This is a genomic window from Saccharospirillum mangrovi (assembly GCF_003367315.1).
Taxonomy (GTDB): Bacteria; Pseudomonadota; Gammaproteobacteria; order Pseudomonadales; family Natronospirillaceae; genus Saccharospirillum; species Saccharospirillum mangrovi.
The window spans coordinates 1,573,242-1,588,085 of sequence record NZ_CP031415.1; the positions used below are offsets into that span (position 1 = coordinate 1,573,242).

The window sequence follows — 14,844 nt, forward strand, 5'->3', positions numbered from 1 at the left end:
GTGAAACCTGAGCAAATTGGCCAAGCCTACGATCGCATAACGCATCTGTGGCAAAGCGAAGACTTCAATCGCAACAACGGCATTGCCCAACATCAAAGAGCGCTGACGTTCTTTGAGTTCGGTGATGACAAAGCGACCGCGTTAGACGTTGGCTGTGGCTGCAATGGGCGCTTGATTGACTGGTTGCTGGCCGAAGGTTTTCAGCCTGAAGGCGTCGACGTATCCGCTGAAATGATTCGGCTATCGCGTGAACGCTATCCGCAGCTGGCGTTTTATCACCAGGATATTTGTCAGTGGGAAGTGCCGGCCCAATACGACTTCATCACCGCCTGGGACAGCATCTGGCACATCCCGTTGAGCGAACAAAACGCCGTAATGACGAAACTGATTGCGGCGTTGAACCCCGGCGGAGTGCTGATTTTCTCTTGCGGCGGAACCGACGAAGCGAGTGAACACACCGATGATTTTATGGGACCGACGGTGCTGTATTCTTCATTGGGCGTGGCGGGTTTTATTGCGTTGTTAGGAGCATTGGATTGCCGGATACGTCACTTTGAATTCGATCAGTATCCGGAATTACACGCTTATTTTATTGTTCAGAAAGCTTAGGCCGTTTTAGACAGCTTATGCCGTTTAAGAGAGCCTAGACCGATACTTCATGCATCCTGTCGAAGTCTTCAGCTTCGAACGCATCCAGATTAGCCAGGGTGACGTCTGCAATCGCGGCCAAGGCTTCCTGTGTGAAAAATGCCTGATGACCGGTGACCAGTACATTGCGGAATGTCAGCAATCGGGCAAAGGTGTCGTCGCGTAAGATGGCATCGGAATTGTCTTCGAAAAACAAATCCGCCTCTTCTTCGTACACGTCCAATCCCAAATAACCCACCTGACCGGATTTCAACGCATCAATTACGTCTTTGGTTTCGATCAAACCGCCACGGCTGGTGTTGATGATCATCACACCTTGTTTCATCTGCGCCAGGGTGTCGGCGTTGATCAGATGTCGGGTGGCGGGCATCAACGGGCAGTGCAGTGAAATGATGTCGCTTTGCGCCCAGATTTCTTCCAACGACACGTAACGCGCACCGGCTTGTTCGACCTCTTTGTTGACGTATGGATCGCTGCAAATGACGCGGCAACCAAAGCCAGCCACGATGCGTACAAAGGCCGCGCCAATTTTACCGGTGCCAATTACGCCGACGGTTTTTCCATGCAGGTCGAAACCGAGCAAACCGTGCAGCGAATAATCGTTTTCCCGCACCCGGTTGAAGGCGCGATGAGTGTTGCGGTTCAGACCCAGAATCAAGGCGACGGCGTGTTCAGCCACTGCAAAGGGTGAGTATTCAGGAACCCGGGCAACGCGAATGCCCAGGCGTTGTGCTTCGGCCAGATCCACGTTGTTGAAACCGGCGCAACGCAAGGCGATCAGTTTGATGCCCTGGCGCTTGAGTTCCGCCAGCGTGTCGGCATCGATGCTGTCGTTAACGAAGCAGCAGACCGCGTCGTATCCATGACTGAGGGCGGCGGTTTGCGGGGTGAGATGCGGTTCGAGAAAGTTAAACTGATGCCGACCTTTATTGGCGGCTTCGAGCGATTGCTGGTCGTAGGCTTTGCTGCTGAAAACGGCGACTTTCATGGCAACTCCTTGCCGGACAAGGTGGGTTATTCTCTGAAATCTACGGGCTCGCCGTTAATGCTCAGGCTGGTGACGCGAAATTCTTCACGTAATTTCCCGTCGTATTCACGCGTAAAACGCAATGGAACAAATCCCAGGCTGGGCGCAATCCAGATGCGTTTTCTTTCTTTCCTAAGCAGAGGCTCGGTCTGATCAATGATCCAGGTGTCGACTGTGCCGCCGGCAATCCGCAAGCGTTCTTCGCCAGCTACCCGAAAGGCAAAATCGTCGATTTCATCAATACGGAAAACATCAAATTCCAGTTCCCGTTCGCCGGCTTTGAGTCGTTGCTGCAACACCAACTGATAGCTGAGCGGATCATAAACAGCTTCGGTCAATCTTAAATTGACTCGATCGCCATCGGCTTCGCCGGTAATTCGCTGGCCTGAATAATCGAAATTCAGTCGGGTCCGATCAACAGACCACAGCACTTTGGTTTCAGCGCGGTAACGTTGTGGCCGAATGTCTGAGTCCTGAACGGCGAACCAGCTGTCTTCGCTTAATTGAACACCGCGGGCCTGAGCGAATAAACGGTAATGCCAATTACCGTCATCGGTTTGTTGCAACCGCAATTCGCCATCGGCGTGTACATCGACCACACCGTAACGTGTGACTTCCATACGGGCGGTAAAAGGGACCAAAGTCTCTGCCAATGTGATCAGTGGCAAAGCCAGCAACACTAAAATGCTCAGACGTTTCGATAGGGTCATGGCGTCTGAGTATCCAGTAGCTTTCCGGTCATGGGAAGGGGCGCACCGTCCAGAACCGCTTGGTTGTTGACCAAGGTCAAACGGCCTTCGGCGAACCAGCGGACCACGCTGGGATAGAGTGTATGTTCCTGCGCCAACACCCGTTTTGCCAGCGAACTGGCGTCGTCACCGGGTTCAATAGACACGGCGGCCTGAGCGATTGCCGGGCCGCCATCGAGTTCCGGGGTGACAAAATGCACAGTGGCGCCGGCCTGATGGTCGCCGGCGTCGAGCGCGCGTTGGTGGGTGTGTAGGCCCGGGTATTTTGGCAGCAGCGATGGATGAATATTCAGCATGCGGCCGAGATAACGCTCGACAAAACCGGCGGTGAGGATGCGCATAAAACCCGCCAGCACAACCAGATCGGGCTCAAATTCATCAATGCAATCGGCCAGGGCTGCGTCGAACGCGGCGCGGTCGGCGTAGTCGCGATGATCGATTACTGCCGTTGCCACGCCCGCTTGTTTGGCGCGCTGAAGGCCGAAGGCATCGGCCTTGTTGGAAATAACGGCGACAACCTCAGCCGGCAGTTCACCGTTGTGGCAGCCATCGAGCAGAGTTTGCAGATTGCTGCCGCCGCCACTGATGAGAACGACCAGTCGGGTCACGCCAACGGACCGTCCAGAATAACAGCGGCGTCTTTGCGCGTTTCGATCTGACCGATGATCATTGGCTGTTCACCGGCGGCGTGCAGGATGTCGAGCGCCGTTTCAGCGGTATCCGCAGGCACCACTAACACCAGACCGATGCCGCAGTTGAAGGTGCGCGCCATTTCGCGGTTGCTGATGTTGCCGGCCTGTTGCAGCCAGTCGAACACGGCCGGGCGCTGCCAGCGGCTGGTGTCAAGTCGGATGGCCAGATTGTCTGGCAATACGCGCGGCAGATTTTCATAAAAACCGCCGCCGGTGATGTGGGAAATGGCACCGACTTTGTGTTGCGCCAGCAGTTGCAGAACCGGTTTGACGTAGATGCGGGTCGGGGCCATCAACGCATCGGCCAACGTCTGGTCGCCGATGGATTGCTGCAAGTCAGCGCCGCTGACTTCCAAGACTTTGCGAACCAGTGAATAGCCGTTGGAATGCGGGCCGGATGACGGCAGGCCGATGACGGCATCGCCGACGCGCACGCCGGTGCCGTCGATCAGGTTGTCTTCTTCGGCCACACCGACGCAGAAGCCGGCGAGGTCGTAATCGTCGCCGTGATACATGCCCGGCATTTCGGCGGTTTCGCCACCGACCAACGCGCAGTTGGCCTGGCGGCAACCTTCGCCAATGCCTTCAACAACGCGCGCGGCGATGTCGACCGACAGCTTGCCGGTGGCGTAATAGTCGAGGAAAAACAGCGGCTCGGCGCCACAGACGATCAGGTCGTTGACGCACATGGCGACCAGATCAATGCCGATCTGATCGTGTCGATTCAGGTCCATCGCCAACCGCAATTTGGTGCCTACGCCGTCGGTGCCAGACACCAGCACCGGTTTGCGGTAATGGCTGGGGATGCGCGTCAGCGCGCCGAAGCCGCCCAAGCCACCAATGACTTCCGGTCGACGAGTGGATTTAACCGTGTCTTTAATGCGTTCGACCAGGGCGTTGCCAGCGTCGATATCGACACCGGCGTCTTTGTAGCTGAGCGATTTGGGCGCGTCCGTCATTCGTAGGCTCCGTCGGCGGGCGGGTGGCTAGGCGCGCGGATTGTAGCAGGCCCAACGCCAGGAAACAGCTTGACCAAGCGGTCAGAAAGCATGAAGACGCAGCAAGTCGTAAGGAAGTACCAGCAACGGCTGAAATGGCCTGGCGCCTCTGTCACAATAGCGCCTCCGTTTCATAGAGAAAGCGAGCATGGCCGTGCGAATTCTGGTCGCCTTTTGTTTGTCCTGTCTGGTGGTGCCGGCTTTTGCGGCGCGAACGCTGGATCTGTATTCCGAACAAGCTGTGCTGGCGCAGAACGCCGGCCAGGACGACCAGGATGACGCCGTGGCAGAAGCCCTGGACCGGGTTCTGGTCCGCGCCACCGGTAACGCCAATGTGACGGAGCTGGAACCCATCGTCGCTGCGCTGGAAAATCCCAATCGTTTTCTGTCGACCTTTCGCTTTGAGCGCAGCGACGTCACCCTGACCAACGTTCTGGGCGAGTCGGTGCCGACCAAACGCATGATCATGCAATTCGACCGCGGCGCCGTTGAGCAACTGTTGATCGACAACGGTTTGCCAGTCTGGGGCGGTAAGCGACCTGTCACACTGATCTGGTTGGCTGACCGGCTGGACGGCGATAACCACATTTTGTCCGACAGCGACCGCGCCGCGTCCGCTGAACATCTGAAGGAATACGCCAACGAACGTGGCATTCCGCTGACGCTGCCGTTGATGGATCTGGACGACACCCTGAATGTCGATTTTACCGACGTCTACGGCCTGTTTGCCGATAACCTGGCAGCCGCCTCCGAGCGCTATCAGGCTGACGCTGTAGTGGTCGGTCGGTTGTCGCGTCAGGGGGGCGAATACCAGGCGAGTTTTGTGTTTCAACTGCAGGACGAACACCGCAATTATCAGGTCAGCGCTGGCAACCGGGCCGACTTGATGTCCGCCGTGGTGGATCAGATTTCCCTGCGCCTGGCGAACCAGTATGCCGTCGTGCTCGACCCAACCCTGGCCGGTCAGTTGTCGTTGCGGATTACCTCAGTTGATAACCTGGCAACGCTGGCAGAGGTTGAGCAATACCTGCAATCGCAAAACCTCATCACCCGGGTGACGTTGCGTCAGGTTGAACCCAATGCGGTGCGCTTTGATCTGGAAATCAGCGGCAGCGAAGCGCAGTTGCGCGACATTCTGGCGTTGGATGATCGATTGACGCAGGCCGATGGCGTGTTGATCGACAGCCGCGACAACTCGGAATTGTTGTACCAATGGGTCGCAGCGAGCGCGTTCTGAGATGAGCGTTGGCCAACTGCCATTGGGCGTGACTTTCCGCGAACACGCCGTCTTCGACGATTTCCTGCCCGGCGACAACGCCCAGACGTTGGGCGCGTTGCGCCACGCCTTAGCTCGGCTGGACGACAGTCTGATCTATCTTTGGGGCGCCCCCGGTTCGGGCCTGAGTCATCTGCTGCAAGCCAGTGTCCATGAATTGCAGGGCCAGGGCCTGGCGGTAATGTATCTGCCGATGGCCGATGGCTTGACCTACGGCCCGACGGCGCTGGATGGCCTGGATGATATGGATGTGGTTGCGCTCGACGACATCGATCTCATCGCCGGCCAACCCGATTGGGAAGAAGCCGTCTTCCATCTGTTCAACCGATTGCGCGACAGCGGCAAATTGTTGCTGGTGACCAGCCACGCCAGCCCGTTGCAACAATCGATAGCCTTGCCCGATTTGCGCTCGCGTCTGAGTTGGGGGCTGACCTTTCAGGTGCAGCCGCTCAGCGACGAACAGAAGATGGACTGGCTGGTGTGGAAAGCACGCCGCCGCGGTTTGACGTTGGAATCTGAAGTGGCGGCTTTTTTGATTCATCGCGTCGCCCGTTCCATGGCGACCCTGGTCGAGGCGTTCGAAACACTTGATGAACGCTCACTGGCCGAACAACGACGTTTGACGATTCCGTTCGTCAAAGAAGCGTTGTCACTCTAAATACTTCCCTGGCAGCATTATTCGTAGGCGTCGGCGCGACCGTCGGCGTCTTCGTCGTCCGCTTCACCATCATCGGCGGGCTGAACCAGCGATTCCGGGTCGATGTCATCGGCACCAATGCCGTGAATGCGGGCGTACAGATGCACGTATGTGCGGGCGACGTCTTCAGCGTGAATGGCGGTTAAATCTTCGGTCGCCATAATCCAGCGACGTTGCTCGTCGACATCCAGCGGGTCAAATTCTTCAAATGCCGCCGACGCCGGTATCACTTCCACCGCCAGCTCCCGGCCGTAGGCATCGTGCATCAGGTCGAGGCAGTATTGCGCCAGTGCCGGGTCTTCACAGTACACCTCGCCGTGTTCGAAATCGGCCGCCCATTCTTTCAATACATCCAGCACGGTTTCGCCGCGTTCGCGCAAATCGTCCAACGATGGCGCGCCGGCCGCGTACTGGCCGCTGTCCCAATCGATCAGCCAGTCATCTTCCGGCTGAATCAATACCGCTTTGTACTGGCCGCTGGGCAACGTCCAGGCGACGGCGAAGGGGTATCCCTGATCTTCATCGGTGACTTCAAAAGCGAGGAAACTGGGCAGTTGCATGGCAATCCGGTGGGTTGGAACGGGGCGCGCATTATAGCCAGCCTGGACAGCATCCGCGACAGCCCTGCCGACCGGCCGCTATAATGCCGGCCTTTTTGACCGGCGGAGACGGCATGAGCGACGCACCCATCGAACGCGATTTTTATCAACGCGACCCGGAAGAACAGCAAGCCTTTTTGGACAACACCTGGTGTAACGATTGCCAGGAACTCGATCTGGGCATGACCGAGCCGCGCGAGTACGAACTCAATGGCCGCATCTACATCGAAGGCCGCTGCGTAAAATGCGGCGCCACCGTTCGTACTGAAATTGCCGATGAGAACGAGGATGTCTGAGTCCGCGCTGCGCGTACTCTACGAAGACGAACATCTGCTGGCGGTCGATAAACCGGCCGACCTGCTGATGCACCCCAGTTGGCTCGACCGGGCCGAAACCGACACCTTAGCTGGCCGCGTCAAAACCTATTGGGCCGGCGCCAAGGTACACACCATTCATCGGTTGGATCGGCCAACGTCCGGCGTTGTGCTGATCGCCCGCACCGATGCGGTGGCGCGCGCTTTGGCCGACGCCTTTCGTGACCATAAGGTCGACAAAACCTATTGGGCCATCGCCCGCGGCTTCACCGAACACCGCTTCGACTGCGATCACCCGCTGAAAGAAGAACTGGATGCCATTGCCGATGCCCAGGCCAGCCCCGATAAAGCGGCACAGCCAGCGCGAACCCGGTTTCGCCGTTTGGGCATCAGCACGTTGGATGCGCCAGTCAGCCGTTACCCGCAGGCGCGATTCAGTTTGTTGGAATGCCGCCCGCAGACGGGTCGAAAACACCAGATTCGCCGCCATTTGAAGCACCTGCGACACCCGATTCTGGGTGACACCCGCTACGGCGACCGCCACCAAAATCGCTGGGCGCGGGAACATTTGCCGTTCGACAGCCTGATGCTTCGAGCCGTTCAGCTTGGCTTTGAGCACCCCATAACCGGTATGTATACCGTTATCTCCAGTGGATTGTCGCCGCAGTGGCAGGCGGTGCTGGCGAACTTGGGTTGGGCAGGGCTGGGGATGGTTTCAGAACCCGGTATTCAAACGGCACTGCCGTATCGACACAAAGAGACGTTATGACGCGCAATCGAAACAGCACCGGAAAACCGTTGAATCAATTGGACCTGGGTTTTATTGCTCGTTCGCTCTGGCCTTATTTATGGGCCTGGCGCGGCCGGGTGTTGGTTGCGTTGGTGTTTCTGGTTGCTGCTAAGGGCGTGACCGTCGCCATGCCCTGGGCACTGAAACACATCGTCGATGGCCTGGATAACAACACCGCTCAGGTGTTGGCGATTCCACTCGGCTTCTTGCTCGCTTACGGTTTTTTCCGTTTTACCTCGGTGGCTTTTGGCGAATTACGCGACGCCGTTTTTTCCCGCGTTACCGAACGCGCCATGCGCCAGGCATCGCTGGAAGTGTTCGAGCATCTGCACAAACTGGAACTCGATTTTCATCTGTCGCGCCAGACCGGCGGGCTCAGTCGCGACATCGAACGCGGCACCAACGGCGTCCATTTCCTGCTGCGTTTTCTGGTGTTCAACATCGTACCGACCTTGCTCGAACTGGCGTTGGTTGCGGGCATTCTGATCATCAATTTCGACGTCTGGTTTGCCATCATCACCCTGTTCGCGGTGGTCATTTATGTGGGTTTCACCATCGCCACCACTGAATGGCGCAATCGTTACGTGCGTGAAGCCAACACGCTCGACAGCCAGGCTAACACCCGCGCCATCGATTCATTGCTGAATTACGAGACCGTTAAATACTTCGGCAACGAAGCCTGGGAAGCACAAAATTACGACCGCAATCTGGCCGACTGGGAAAGTGCCCGGTTAAAAAACCGGATGTCGCTGCTGATGCTCAACACCGGCCAGGCATTGATCGTCTCGGCGGCATTAACCTGGATGATGTGGCTGGCCGCGCGCGATGTGGTCGCCGGTCAAATCACGCTGGGTGATTTGGTGATGGTGAACGCTTACGTTATTCAATTGTTCATTCCGTTGAATTTTTTGGGCTTCGTCTATCGCGAAATTCGCCGGGCATTGACCGACATTGAACATCTGTTTGGCTTGTTAAAACGGCCGGTCAAAATTCGCGATGCCGATAACGCATCGGCGTTGCAGGTAGAGCATGGCGTCATCGAATTTGATTCGGTCAGTTTCGGTTATCACCCGGACCGGCAGATTCTCAACGAACTGAATTTGCGCATTGAAGCCGGTCAGAAAGTCGCTTTGGTGGGTGGCAGTGGCGCGGGTAAATCGACCATCGGCCGGTTGCTGTTTCGGTTTTACGATCCGCAATCGGGCGAGGTGCGCATTGATGGTCAGCCGATCAACGGCGTTACTCAGGCCAGTCTGCGCGAAGCCATTGGCGTGGTGCCGCAAGACACCGTTCTGTTCAACGATACCCTGTTCAACAACGTCCGTTATGGCAAGCCCGATGCCAGCGACGAGGAAGTCTGGCAGGCCATCAAGATGGCGCACCTGGATCACTTTGTGGCGCAGTTACCTGAAGGGGCAGACACCCGCGTTGGCGAGCGCGGACTAAAAGTTTCCGGTGGCGAAAAACAACGCATCGCCATCGCGCGCGTGCTGCTGAAAAACCCACCGATTTTGTTGTTTGATGAAGCCACCTCGGCGCTCGATTCTCATGCTGAACAAGCGATTTTGACCGCCATGGCGGAAGTGTCGCGTAACCGAACGTCGATTGTGATTGCGCATCGGTTATCTACCGTCATCGACGCCGATCGCATTGTCGTTTTGCGCGAAGGTCAGGTGGTGGAGCAGGGAACGCACCAACAATTGCTGGCCGAGCAGGGTGTCTATGCCGACTTGTGGCGGACGCAGCTGCGTCAAGAAAATATCAGTGAGAGAGGTCGTCTGGACCCCAGCTTATGAGCTGGGGTCCAGTGAAGTCTTAACGAGCGTCGCAATAAATCTGGACGTACTCGATGGGTACAAACTGACGACTGTTGTTGTTCATGTCGGGAATTCTTGAGAAGTGTACTTGTAGGTATTCCGGCGATAATTCGATGCAACCGGTGCTATTGTCCGCTTGGGCAATGATTGGTTGATCAATTCTTTCCAGCAATTGGCTGTAGTCTTCATTGGCATAGACTTCAAAAACCAGATGATACTCCGTGCCCAACACCAAGCCAGTCACTGGGCCGTGGGTGATGTTAGATGAACCCGCTTCAGGATCCAACGGAGCTTGATATTGTATTGGTTCATTGGGCGTTGCTGGGTTTTCCAGAATGGCGCGTGTATATACCCGCTGTTCAAATGGTTTGGTTACATTCAAATTAAATGCATAAATCAAGCTGGGTTCGATGGTGCCGGCACGAGTTCTGGCGAGCCACATACCAGCGTTGATGACCTGAAAATGTTCTGACGATTCCTTCGCCGGGAAGGTGGCTGTGAAGTCCAAATTTTCTTCCTGCACACCACTTAACCAGAGTGGGCGATCTGCCGACACCTGAAAATTTCGATACTTCAAACTGTCCATCGACGCGCAGGCCGACAACAACAAGCCAACACCAGCCGCAGCGATCAGATATAGGGCGTTTCGTTTCATGGCGTATCCTCTTTGCCAAATTCATCTAGAACATTTAATAGTCATCGTTTGCAACATCTGTGATCTGGAAATGCTTAGAACGTCGACATCCCCGTCGCTTCCATAAACCGATACACGCCATAGCGCCAACGGCTGTGGTCGGCAAAGGCGGTGTAGTCGAGGCTGTAGAGGGTGTCGCCTGGGTTGCTCCAGGAGCGTTCAAACTCGGCGCGCATGTACTCGATTTCCGGATGGTCGGAACGCACGCTCAGATAGACACTGGTTTCCATGTTCAGGTCGTGCAGATTGCGGCGGGTGAAGTTGGCGGAACCGGCCACAATTTCACTGGTACCGTCGGTGCGGTCCAGGCGAATCCATTTGCGGTGGCATTGTTCGCCGGCGGTGGCGCACCAACGCACGGTGATGCCTTTTTCGTGTAAGTCCCAGGCGACTTGCCGGTTTGGAATGCCATTTTTCTCCCGGCCAAAAGCGTCGCGATTGGCGTCCAGCATCACGCGTAATTCAACGCCGCGTTCGTGTGCCCGGATCAGGGCTTTGACGACCGGTCGCGACGATAAATAAAACATTTCCAGGTCCAATTGATCGCCCGTTTCAGCATTGTCGATCAATGTCAGCAGACGGGTTTCGATGGCGCCTTCGGTTAATACTTGCAGCGTGAATTCGCCGTCGGTGTCGAGTTCGGCGTCCGGTGCAGCCGGCCAGTTTTCAGCCGCGTCGTATCCCGACATCAAGGCCGCGGCGCGTTCGGTTTGCAGCAAATCCTGAGCGGCGGCTCCGCTGAAAATAACGGCGTTGTTGTCGTGTCGGCTGCTGGCGTCGTGCGGGTTCATCGAGGTCACCAAAGCGCGCCATTCGGTGCCGGTGTTGACCACCAACGTTTTGCGGTGGTTGGCGCGGAAATTCAATAAATGCAAATACGACCGCAGCGTGACCTTGCCCGGACCAACCGGATTGGGCAGCCAGCCGCCGCGTGTACTGTTGCCGAGGAAGCGGCAGCAGACGGTCCACAGCGTGGTCCAGGTGCGGTTCGACGCCGGCAGTTTGGCGAGATTGGTGGTGACGACATCCACGCCAGCGGCTTCCAGTCGGTCGAAGTAGGGCGAGTCCATACCGCCGTAGATGGTGTTGAACGGGTCGGTAATGAGCACCACCGGCATGTCCGGGTGTGCGGTTTTGGCGTCGATTAAGGCGACGGTTAATTCTTCCGACAACGGCCGCCAGCCGTTTTCACCGGCAAAGTCGTTGTACAGGAACATGTCGATGACCAGAAAAGTTTGAGCGCTGGCGATCATCGCCAACATTTCGTCCATCACTTCCTGTTCAATGAATTCTTTGCCATCGGTATTGCGATAGGTTTGATCGTACAGCAGCGCTACGTCGTCGGTTTCGCGCAACGGCCCGGTGGACGATAGCCCTTTGGGCATGCTGCCGCAGGCGGTCAATGTCAGCGTTATCAGAAGCAGCAGTGAAGCGGTGTAGGGCAAGACACGAGGAAACGACGCCATGGGCAATCCGTCACGAAACTGAAACGTTGAAGATTGCCCAAAGGCCCAGGGCTTTGCAATTGCACACCGGCTGGGCGCCCGGTGCTAAAGGTCAGTTGGTTGCGCTGACGCTGGCGACGGCCTGATCCAGTTTGGTCAGAATGATGTCGATGTCCGCCTCAGTTGCGGTGAGTGCGGGGCTGAAATTCAGCGTGTTGTTGAACCCGGTCAGGCTGCGATTGGTGCGGCCAATCAACAAGCCGAGCCGTTTGCATTCGGCGACAATCGCCATCGGTACCGATTCGGGCACCGGCGCTTTGCTGTTGCGATCCAACACCAGTTCCAGCCCGGCGAACAAACCCTGGCCGCGGGCATCGCCGATGATGGCGTGACGGCCGGCCAGTTCGTTCAAACCGGCCAGCAGGCGTTGGCCCTGGCGCGCGCTGTTTTCGATCAGGCCTTCGCGCTCGATGATTTCCATGTTTGCCAAGGCGGCTGCCTGCGACGACAAACAACCGCCGAACGTGGAAATGTCGCGGAAATAACCGAGCGTATCGTTCGGTGCTTCCTGCAGCAGTTGATAGACCTTGTCCGTCGTTACGGTGCAGGAAATGGCGGCGTAGCCGGACGCTACGCCTTTGGCCATGGTGACGATGTCTGGCGTGATGTCGTAATGCTGGTAGCCGAACCAGGCTCCGGTACGGCCCAGGCCGCAGACCACTTCATCGACAATCAGCAAGATGTCGTGACGGTCGCAAATCTCCCGTACTTTTTTCAGATAGCCGGCCGGTGGCGGAATGACACCACCGCCAGCGGTGATCGGTTCAATGATGACCGCGCCTACGGTGTCGGCGCCTTCGCGCAAAATGACGTCTTCCATCGCCTGGGCCGCCCGTTCGCCGTAATTCTCGACCTCGCCGAACTGGCTGCGGTATTCGCTACAGTGCGGAAATTCAACGAAGCCGGGCACAAACGGGCCAAACTGATCGCGGCGTTCGCTCTGGCCGGTGGCACTGAGCGCGGCCACGGTTGAGCCATGGTAATCGCGTTCGCGGTAGAGAATTTTCTGCTTCTTGCCGCCGTAATGTTTGTGCGCAATCTGGCGCACCATCTTGAAGGCTTTTTCGTTCGCTTCGGAGCCGGAACTGGCGTAATAGACGCGGCTCATGCCGGGCATTTTACTGACCAGTTTTTCGGCCAGGGCCGCTGCCGGTTTACTGGCGGCGGAGCCGGCGTAGTAGTTCAGCTCGACCAGCTGTCGATACACCGCCTCGGCAATTTCCGTGCGGCCATAGCCGACGTTGGTAACCCAGACACCGCCCGCCGTGGCGTCCAGGAATTCGTTGCCCTCGCTGTCCCACAGGCGCAAACCTTCGCCGCGCACAAACATCGGCAACCCCGCCGCAGCCGACTGTCCTGGCGTCAGGTGGTGCCAGACGTGAGACTTATCCCAGTTTTTGAGGGCGAGGTAATCGGGTTCGGCTTGGGTCATAGCGGCTCCTTGGGAAAACAGCGGTTCAGGATTGGCGGTGGATGGTAAAGGGCGACCAGGATTGCGACACCGGCATGATTTCCAATTGGTTCACGTTCAGGTGCGCCGGCAAGGTGGCGATCCAGAACACGGTGTCGGCGATGTCGTCCGGCTGAATCGGTTCGGCACCGGCGTATAACTTGTCGTGCGCTTCCTGATTACCGCCGGTGCGCACCAGCGTGAATTCACTTTCGGCCATGCCCGGTGCCAGGTTGGTGACGCGCACGCCGGTGCCGCTCAAGTCGCAACGCAGGCCGTAGGAAAACTGCTCAACGAACGCCTTGGTGCCGCAGTAAACGTTGCCGCCCGGGTACGGCCAATGGCCGGCGATGGAACCGATGTTGATGATGCTGGCGCCTTTGCCCTGGGCGATCAGCGTGGGCAGCAGGGCGTGAGTCATGCGCGCCAGGCCGCTGACGTTGGTATCGATCATCTGCTGCCACTGTGTGGTGTCGCTGCGCTGAGCGGCGTCGGTGCCGAGCGCCAGACCGGCGTTGTTGACCAACACTGAGACGTTCTTGAAGTCATCCGGCAGGCTGTTGGCGACGTTGGCAACGGCGTCGAAATCGGTGACGTCCAGTGCCAGCGTTAATACCGGGCACAACGGACTCAGTTCAGCCTGTAATTCATCCAGACGCTCCTGACGACGGCCGGTTAACACCAGCGACCAGCCAGCCTCGGCAAATTTTCTCGCGGTAGCGCGGCCAAAACCTGAGGTAGCACCGGTAATCAAAGCGATGGGCATTGCGAACTCCTTAACTTGTATTCAATCGGACGGGGTTGCTAAGGCTACCCAAAAACCAGCGTCCGTACTTCTCGAATCAGCATCCAGGCGGCCATTAACACCAGCAAAGGCGCGACCACTGTGCGGAACGACAGCGGCGGAAACCGCACAAACAGCCAGTGGCCCAGTGCCGCGCCGATCAGAGCCAGCGGGCTCAGCGACAGCGCTCGCCACAGGGTGTCGGTGGTTATTTGCCGGGCGCCTACATAGCCGAGTAACGACACCGCACTGGCGGCCATAAAAAACAAAATGGCGGTGGCTCGCGCCGCTTCCGGCGTTAACCGGGTCCGCATCAAATACACCATTAACGGCGGCCCGCCAGCGGACGACAAACTCATTGCCAGCCCCGAAGCGCCGCCGGCCGGCCAGGCCCAGCGCAGATCGCGGGTGCGGTCCAATGCCGAGGTCAAACCCATGACTGGTTGGCGTTGCAACACCGTCGCCACAGCGCCGATCAGGCAAATGGCGGTGACGACCAATCGCGCGGCCGTCGTTGGCAATACTGTCATCAAGGCGATGCCCAGAGCCGAAGCCAGCAACATGGTTGGCAACAGTCGCTTTAATACCGCCCGGTCGGCTCGGTTCCAGGCGTTGGCGAGAAGGCCCAGAGCACCGAGCAGATCAAGCAACAGCACCGTGGTCACCACCTGAATCGGCGGCAGTAACCACAGCAATCCGAGCGCCATGGTGATGGCGAAACCAAAGCCGGTGTAACCGCGCAAGGTACCTGCCGCGAAAGCGACGCTGGCGCTGATCAACCAGGCGGACGAAAACGGCATGGCG

General features: G+C 57.5%; 16 protein-coding genes. 6 read left to right on the forward strand and 10 right to left on the reverse strand.

Translation table 11 applies throughout. The annotated features are described in order from the left end of the window. Complete coding sequence (locus DW349_RS07585) at nucleotides 1–609, forward strand: class I SAM-dependent methyltransferase (RefSeq protein WP_108124539.1); 609 nt, start codon at nucleotides 1–3, stop codon at nucleotides 607–609. A 34-nt stretch (nucleotides 610–643) separates the two neighbouring features. Here the strand turns inward: DW349_RS07585 and DW349_RS07590 are convergent, their stop codons facing one another. The 4 genes from DW349_RS07590 to purM are packed head-to-tail and all read right to left on the reverse strand — an operon-like array spanning nucleotide 644 to nucleotide 4,075. Continuing rightward, nucleotides 644–1,636: a 2-hydroxyacid dehydrogenase gene (locus DW349_RS07590; protein ID WP_108124538.1), complete on the reverse strand. Its 993-nt coding sequence runs from the start codon at nucleotides 1,634–1,636 to the stop codon at nucleotides 644–646. A 26-nt stretch (nucleotides 1,637–1,662) separates the two neighbouring features. Beyond that, complete coding sequence (locus DW349_RS07595) at nucleotides 1,663–2,385, reverse strand: DUF3108 domain-containing protein (RefSeq protein ID WP_108124537.1); 723 nt, start codon at nucleotides 2,383–2,385, stop codon at nucleotides 1,663–1,665. Then, entirely contained in the window at nucleotides 2,382–3,032 is a 651-nt protein-coding gene (purN, locus tag DW349_RS07600; protein WP_108124536.1) for a phosphoribosylglycinamide formyltransferase, read from the reverse strand. Before purN ends, DW349_RS07595 begins: the two co-directional genes overlap by 4 nt. After that, nucleotides 3,029–4,075 carry a phosphoribosylformylglycinamidine cyclo-ligase gene (gene purM / locus DW349_RS07605; protein WP_108124535.1) on the reverse strand — a complete coding sequence of 349 codons (1,047 nt, stop codon included), beginning with the start codon at nucleotides 4,073–4,075 and terminating at the stop codon, nucleotides 3,029–3,031. Before purM ends, purN begins: the two co-directional genes overlap by 4 nt. 187 nt (nucleotides 4,076–4,262) lie before the next feature. Here purM and DW349_RS07610 point away from each other — a divergent pair, with 187 nt between their 5' ends. Together DW349_RS07610 and hda are read left to right on the forward strand one after the other, a co-directional pair. Then, entirely contained in the window at nucleotides 4,263–5,351 is a 1,089-nt protein-coding gene (locus DW349_RS07610; RefSeq protein WP_108124534.1) for a DUF2066 domain-containing protein, read from the forward strand. Between the two features lies 1 nt (nucleotide 5,352). Next, entirely contained in the window at nucleotides 5,353–6,048 is a 696-nt protein-coding gene (gene hda, locus DW349_RS07615) for a DnaA regulatory inactivator Hda (RefSeq protein WP_108124533.1), read from the forward strand. A 17-nt stretch (nucleotides 6,049–6,065) separates the two neighbouring features. On the opposite strand, the gene DW349_RS07620 is transcribed toward hda, so the two are convergent. After that, nucleotides 6,066–6,647, reverse strand: coding sequence for a hypothetical protein (locus DW349_RS07620; RefSeq protein ID WP_108124532.1), 582 nt, complete (start codon nucleotides 6,645–6,647; stop codon nucleotides 6,066–6,068). Between the two features lie 113 nt (nucleotides 6,648–6,760). Between DW349_RS07620 and DW349_RS07625 the strand changes: the two genes are divergently transcribed. The 3 genes from DW349_RS07625 to DW349_RS07635 are packed head-to-tail and all read left to right on the forward strand — an operon-like array spanning nucleotide 6,761 to nucleotide 9,586. After that, on the forward strand, nucleotides 6,761–6,982 hold the full coding sequence (locus DW349_RS07625; protein WP_108124862.1) for a hypothetical protein: 222 nt from the start codon (nucleotides 6,761–6,763) through the stop codon (nucleotides 6,980–6,982). Further along, nucleotides 6,975–7,769, forward strand: a complete 795-nt coding sequence (locus DW349_RS07630; RefSeq protein ID WP_157954254.1) for a pseudouridine synthase — start codon at nucleotides 6,975–6,977, stop codon at nucleotides 7,767–7,769. The genes DW349_RS07625 and DW349_RS07630 overlap by 8 nt, the downstream gene beginning before the upstream one ends. Next, entirely contained in the window at nucleotides 7,766–9,586 is a 1,821-nt protein-coding gene (locus DW349_RS07635; RefSeq protein ID WP_108124530.1) for an ABCB family ABC transporter ATP-binding protein/permease, read from the forward strand. The genes DW349_RS07630 and DW349_RS07635 overlap by 4 nt, the downstream gene beginning before the upstream one ends. Before the next feature lie 19 nt (nucleotides 9,587–9,605). Here DW349_RS07635 and DW349_RS07640 read toward each other — a convergent pair whose 3' ends face one another. The 5 genes from DW349_RS07640 to DW349_RS07660 all read right to left on the reverse strand — a co-directional run bounded on the left by DW349_RS07640 (nucleotide 9,606) and on the right by DW349_RS07660 (nucleotide 14,840). Further along, a complete protein-coding gene (locus DW349_RS07640) occupies nucleotides 9,606–10,262 on the reverse strand; it encodes a hypothetical protein (protein WP_108124529.1) in 657 nt (218 codons plus the stop codon). Nucleotides 10,263–10,336: 74 nt separating this feature from the next. Beyond that, on the reverse strand, nucleotides 10,337–11,767 hold the full coding sequence (locus DW349_RS07645) for a phospholipase D-like domain-containing protein (protein ID WP_108124528.1): 1,431 nt from the start codon (nucleotides 11,765–11,767) through the stop codon (nucleotides 10,337–10,339). Between the two features lie 91 nt (nucleotides 11,768–11,858). Further along, nucleotides 11,859–13,238, reverse strand: coding sequence for an aminotransferase family protein (locus DW349_RS07650; RefSeq protein WP_108124527.1), 1,380 nt, complete (start codon nucleotides 13,236–13,238; stop codon nucleotides 11,859–11,861). A gap of 25 nt (nucleotides 13,239–13,263) precedes the next feature. After that, a complete protein-coding gene (locus DW349_RS07655) occupies nucleotides 13,264–14,022 on the reverse strand; it encodes an SDR family oxidoreductase (RefSeq protein WP_108124526.1) in 759 nt (252 codons plus the stop codon). Nucleotides 14,023–14,066: 44 nt separating this feature from the next. After that, nucleotides 14,067–14,840, reverse strand: coding sequence for a sulfite exporter TauE/SafE family protein (locus tag DW349_RS07660; protein WP_157954253.1), 774 nt, complete (start codon nucleotides 14,838–14,840; stop codon nucleotides 14,067–14,069). Nucleotides 14,841–14,844 lie beyond the last annotated feature (4 nt).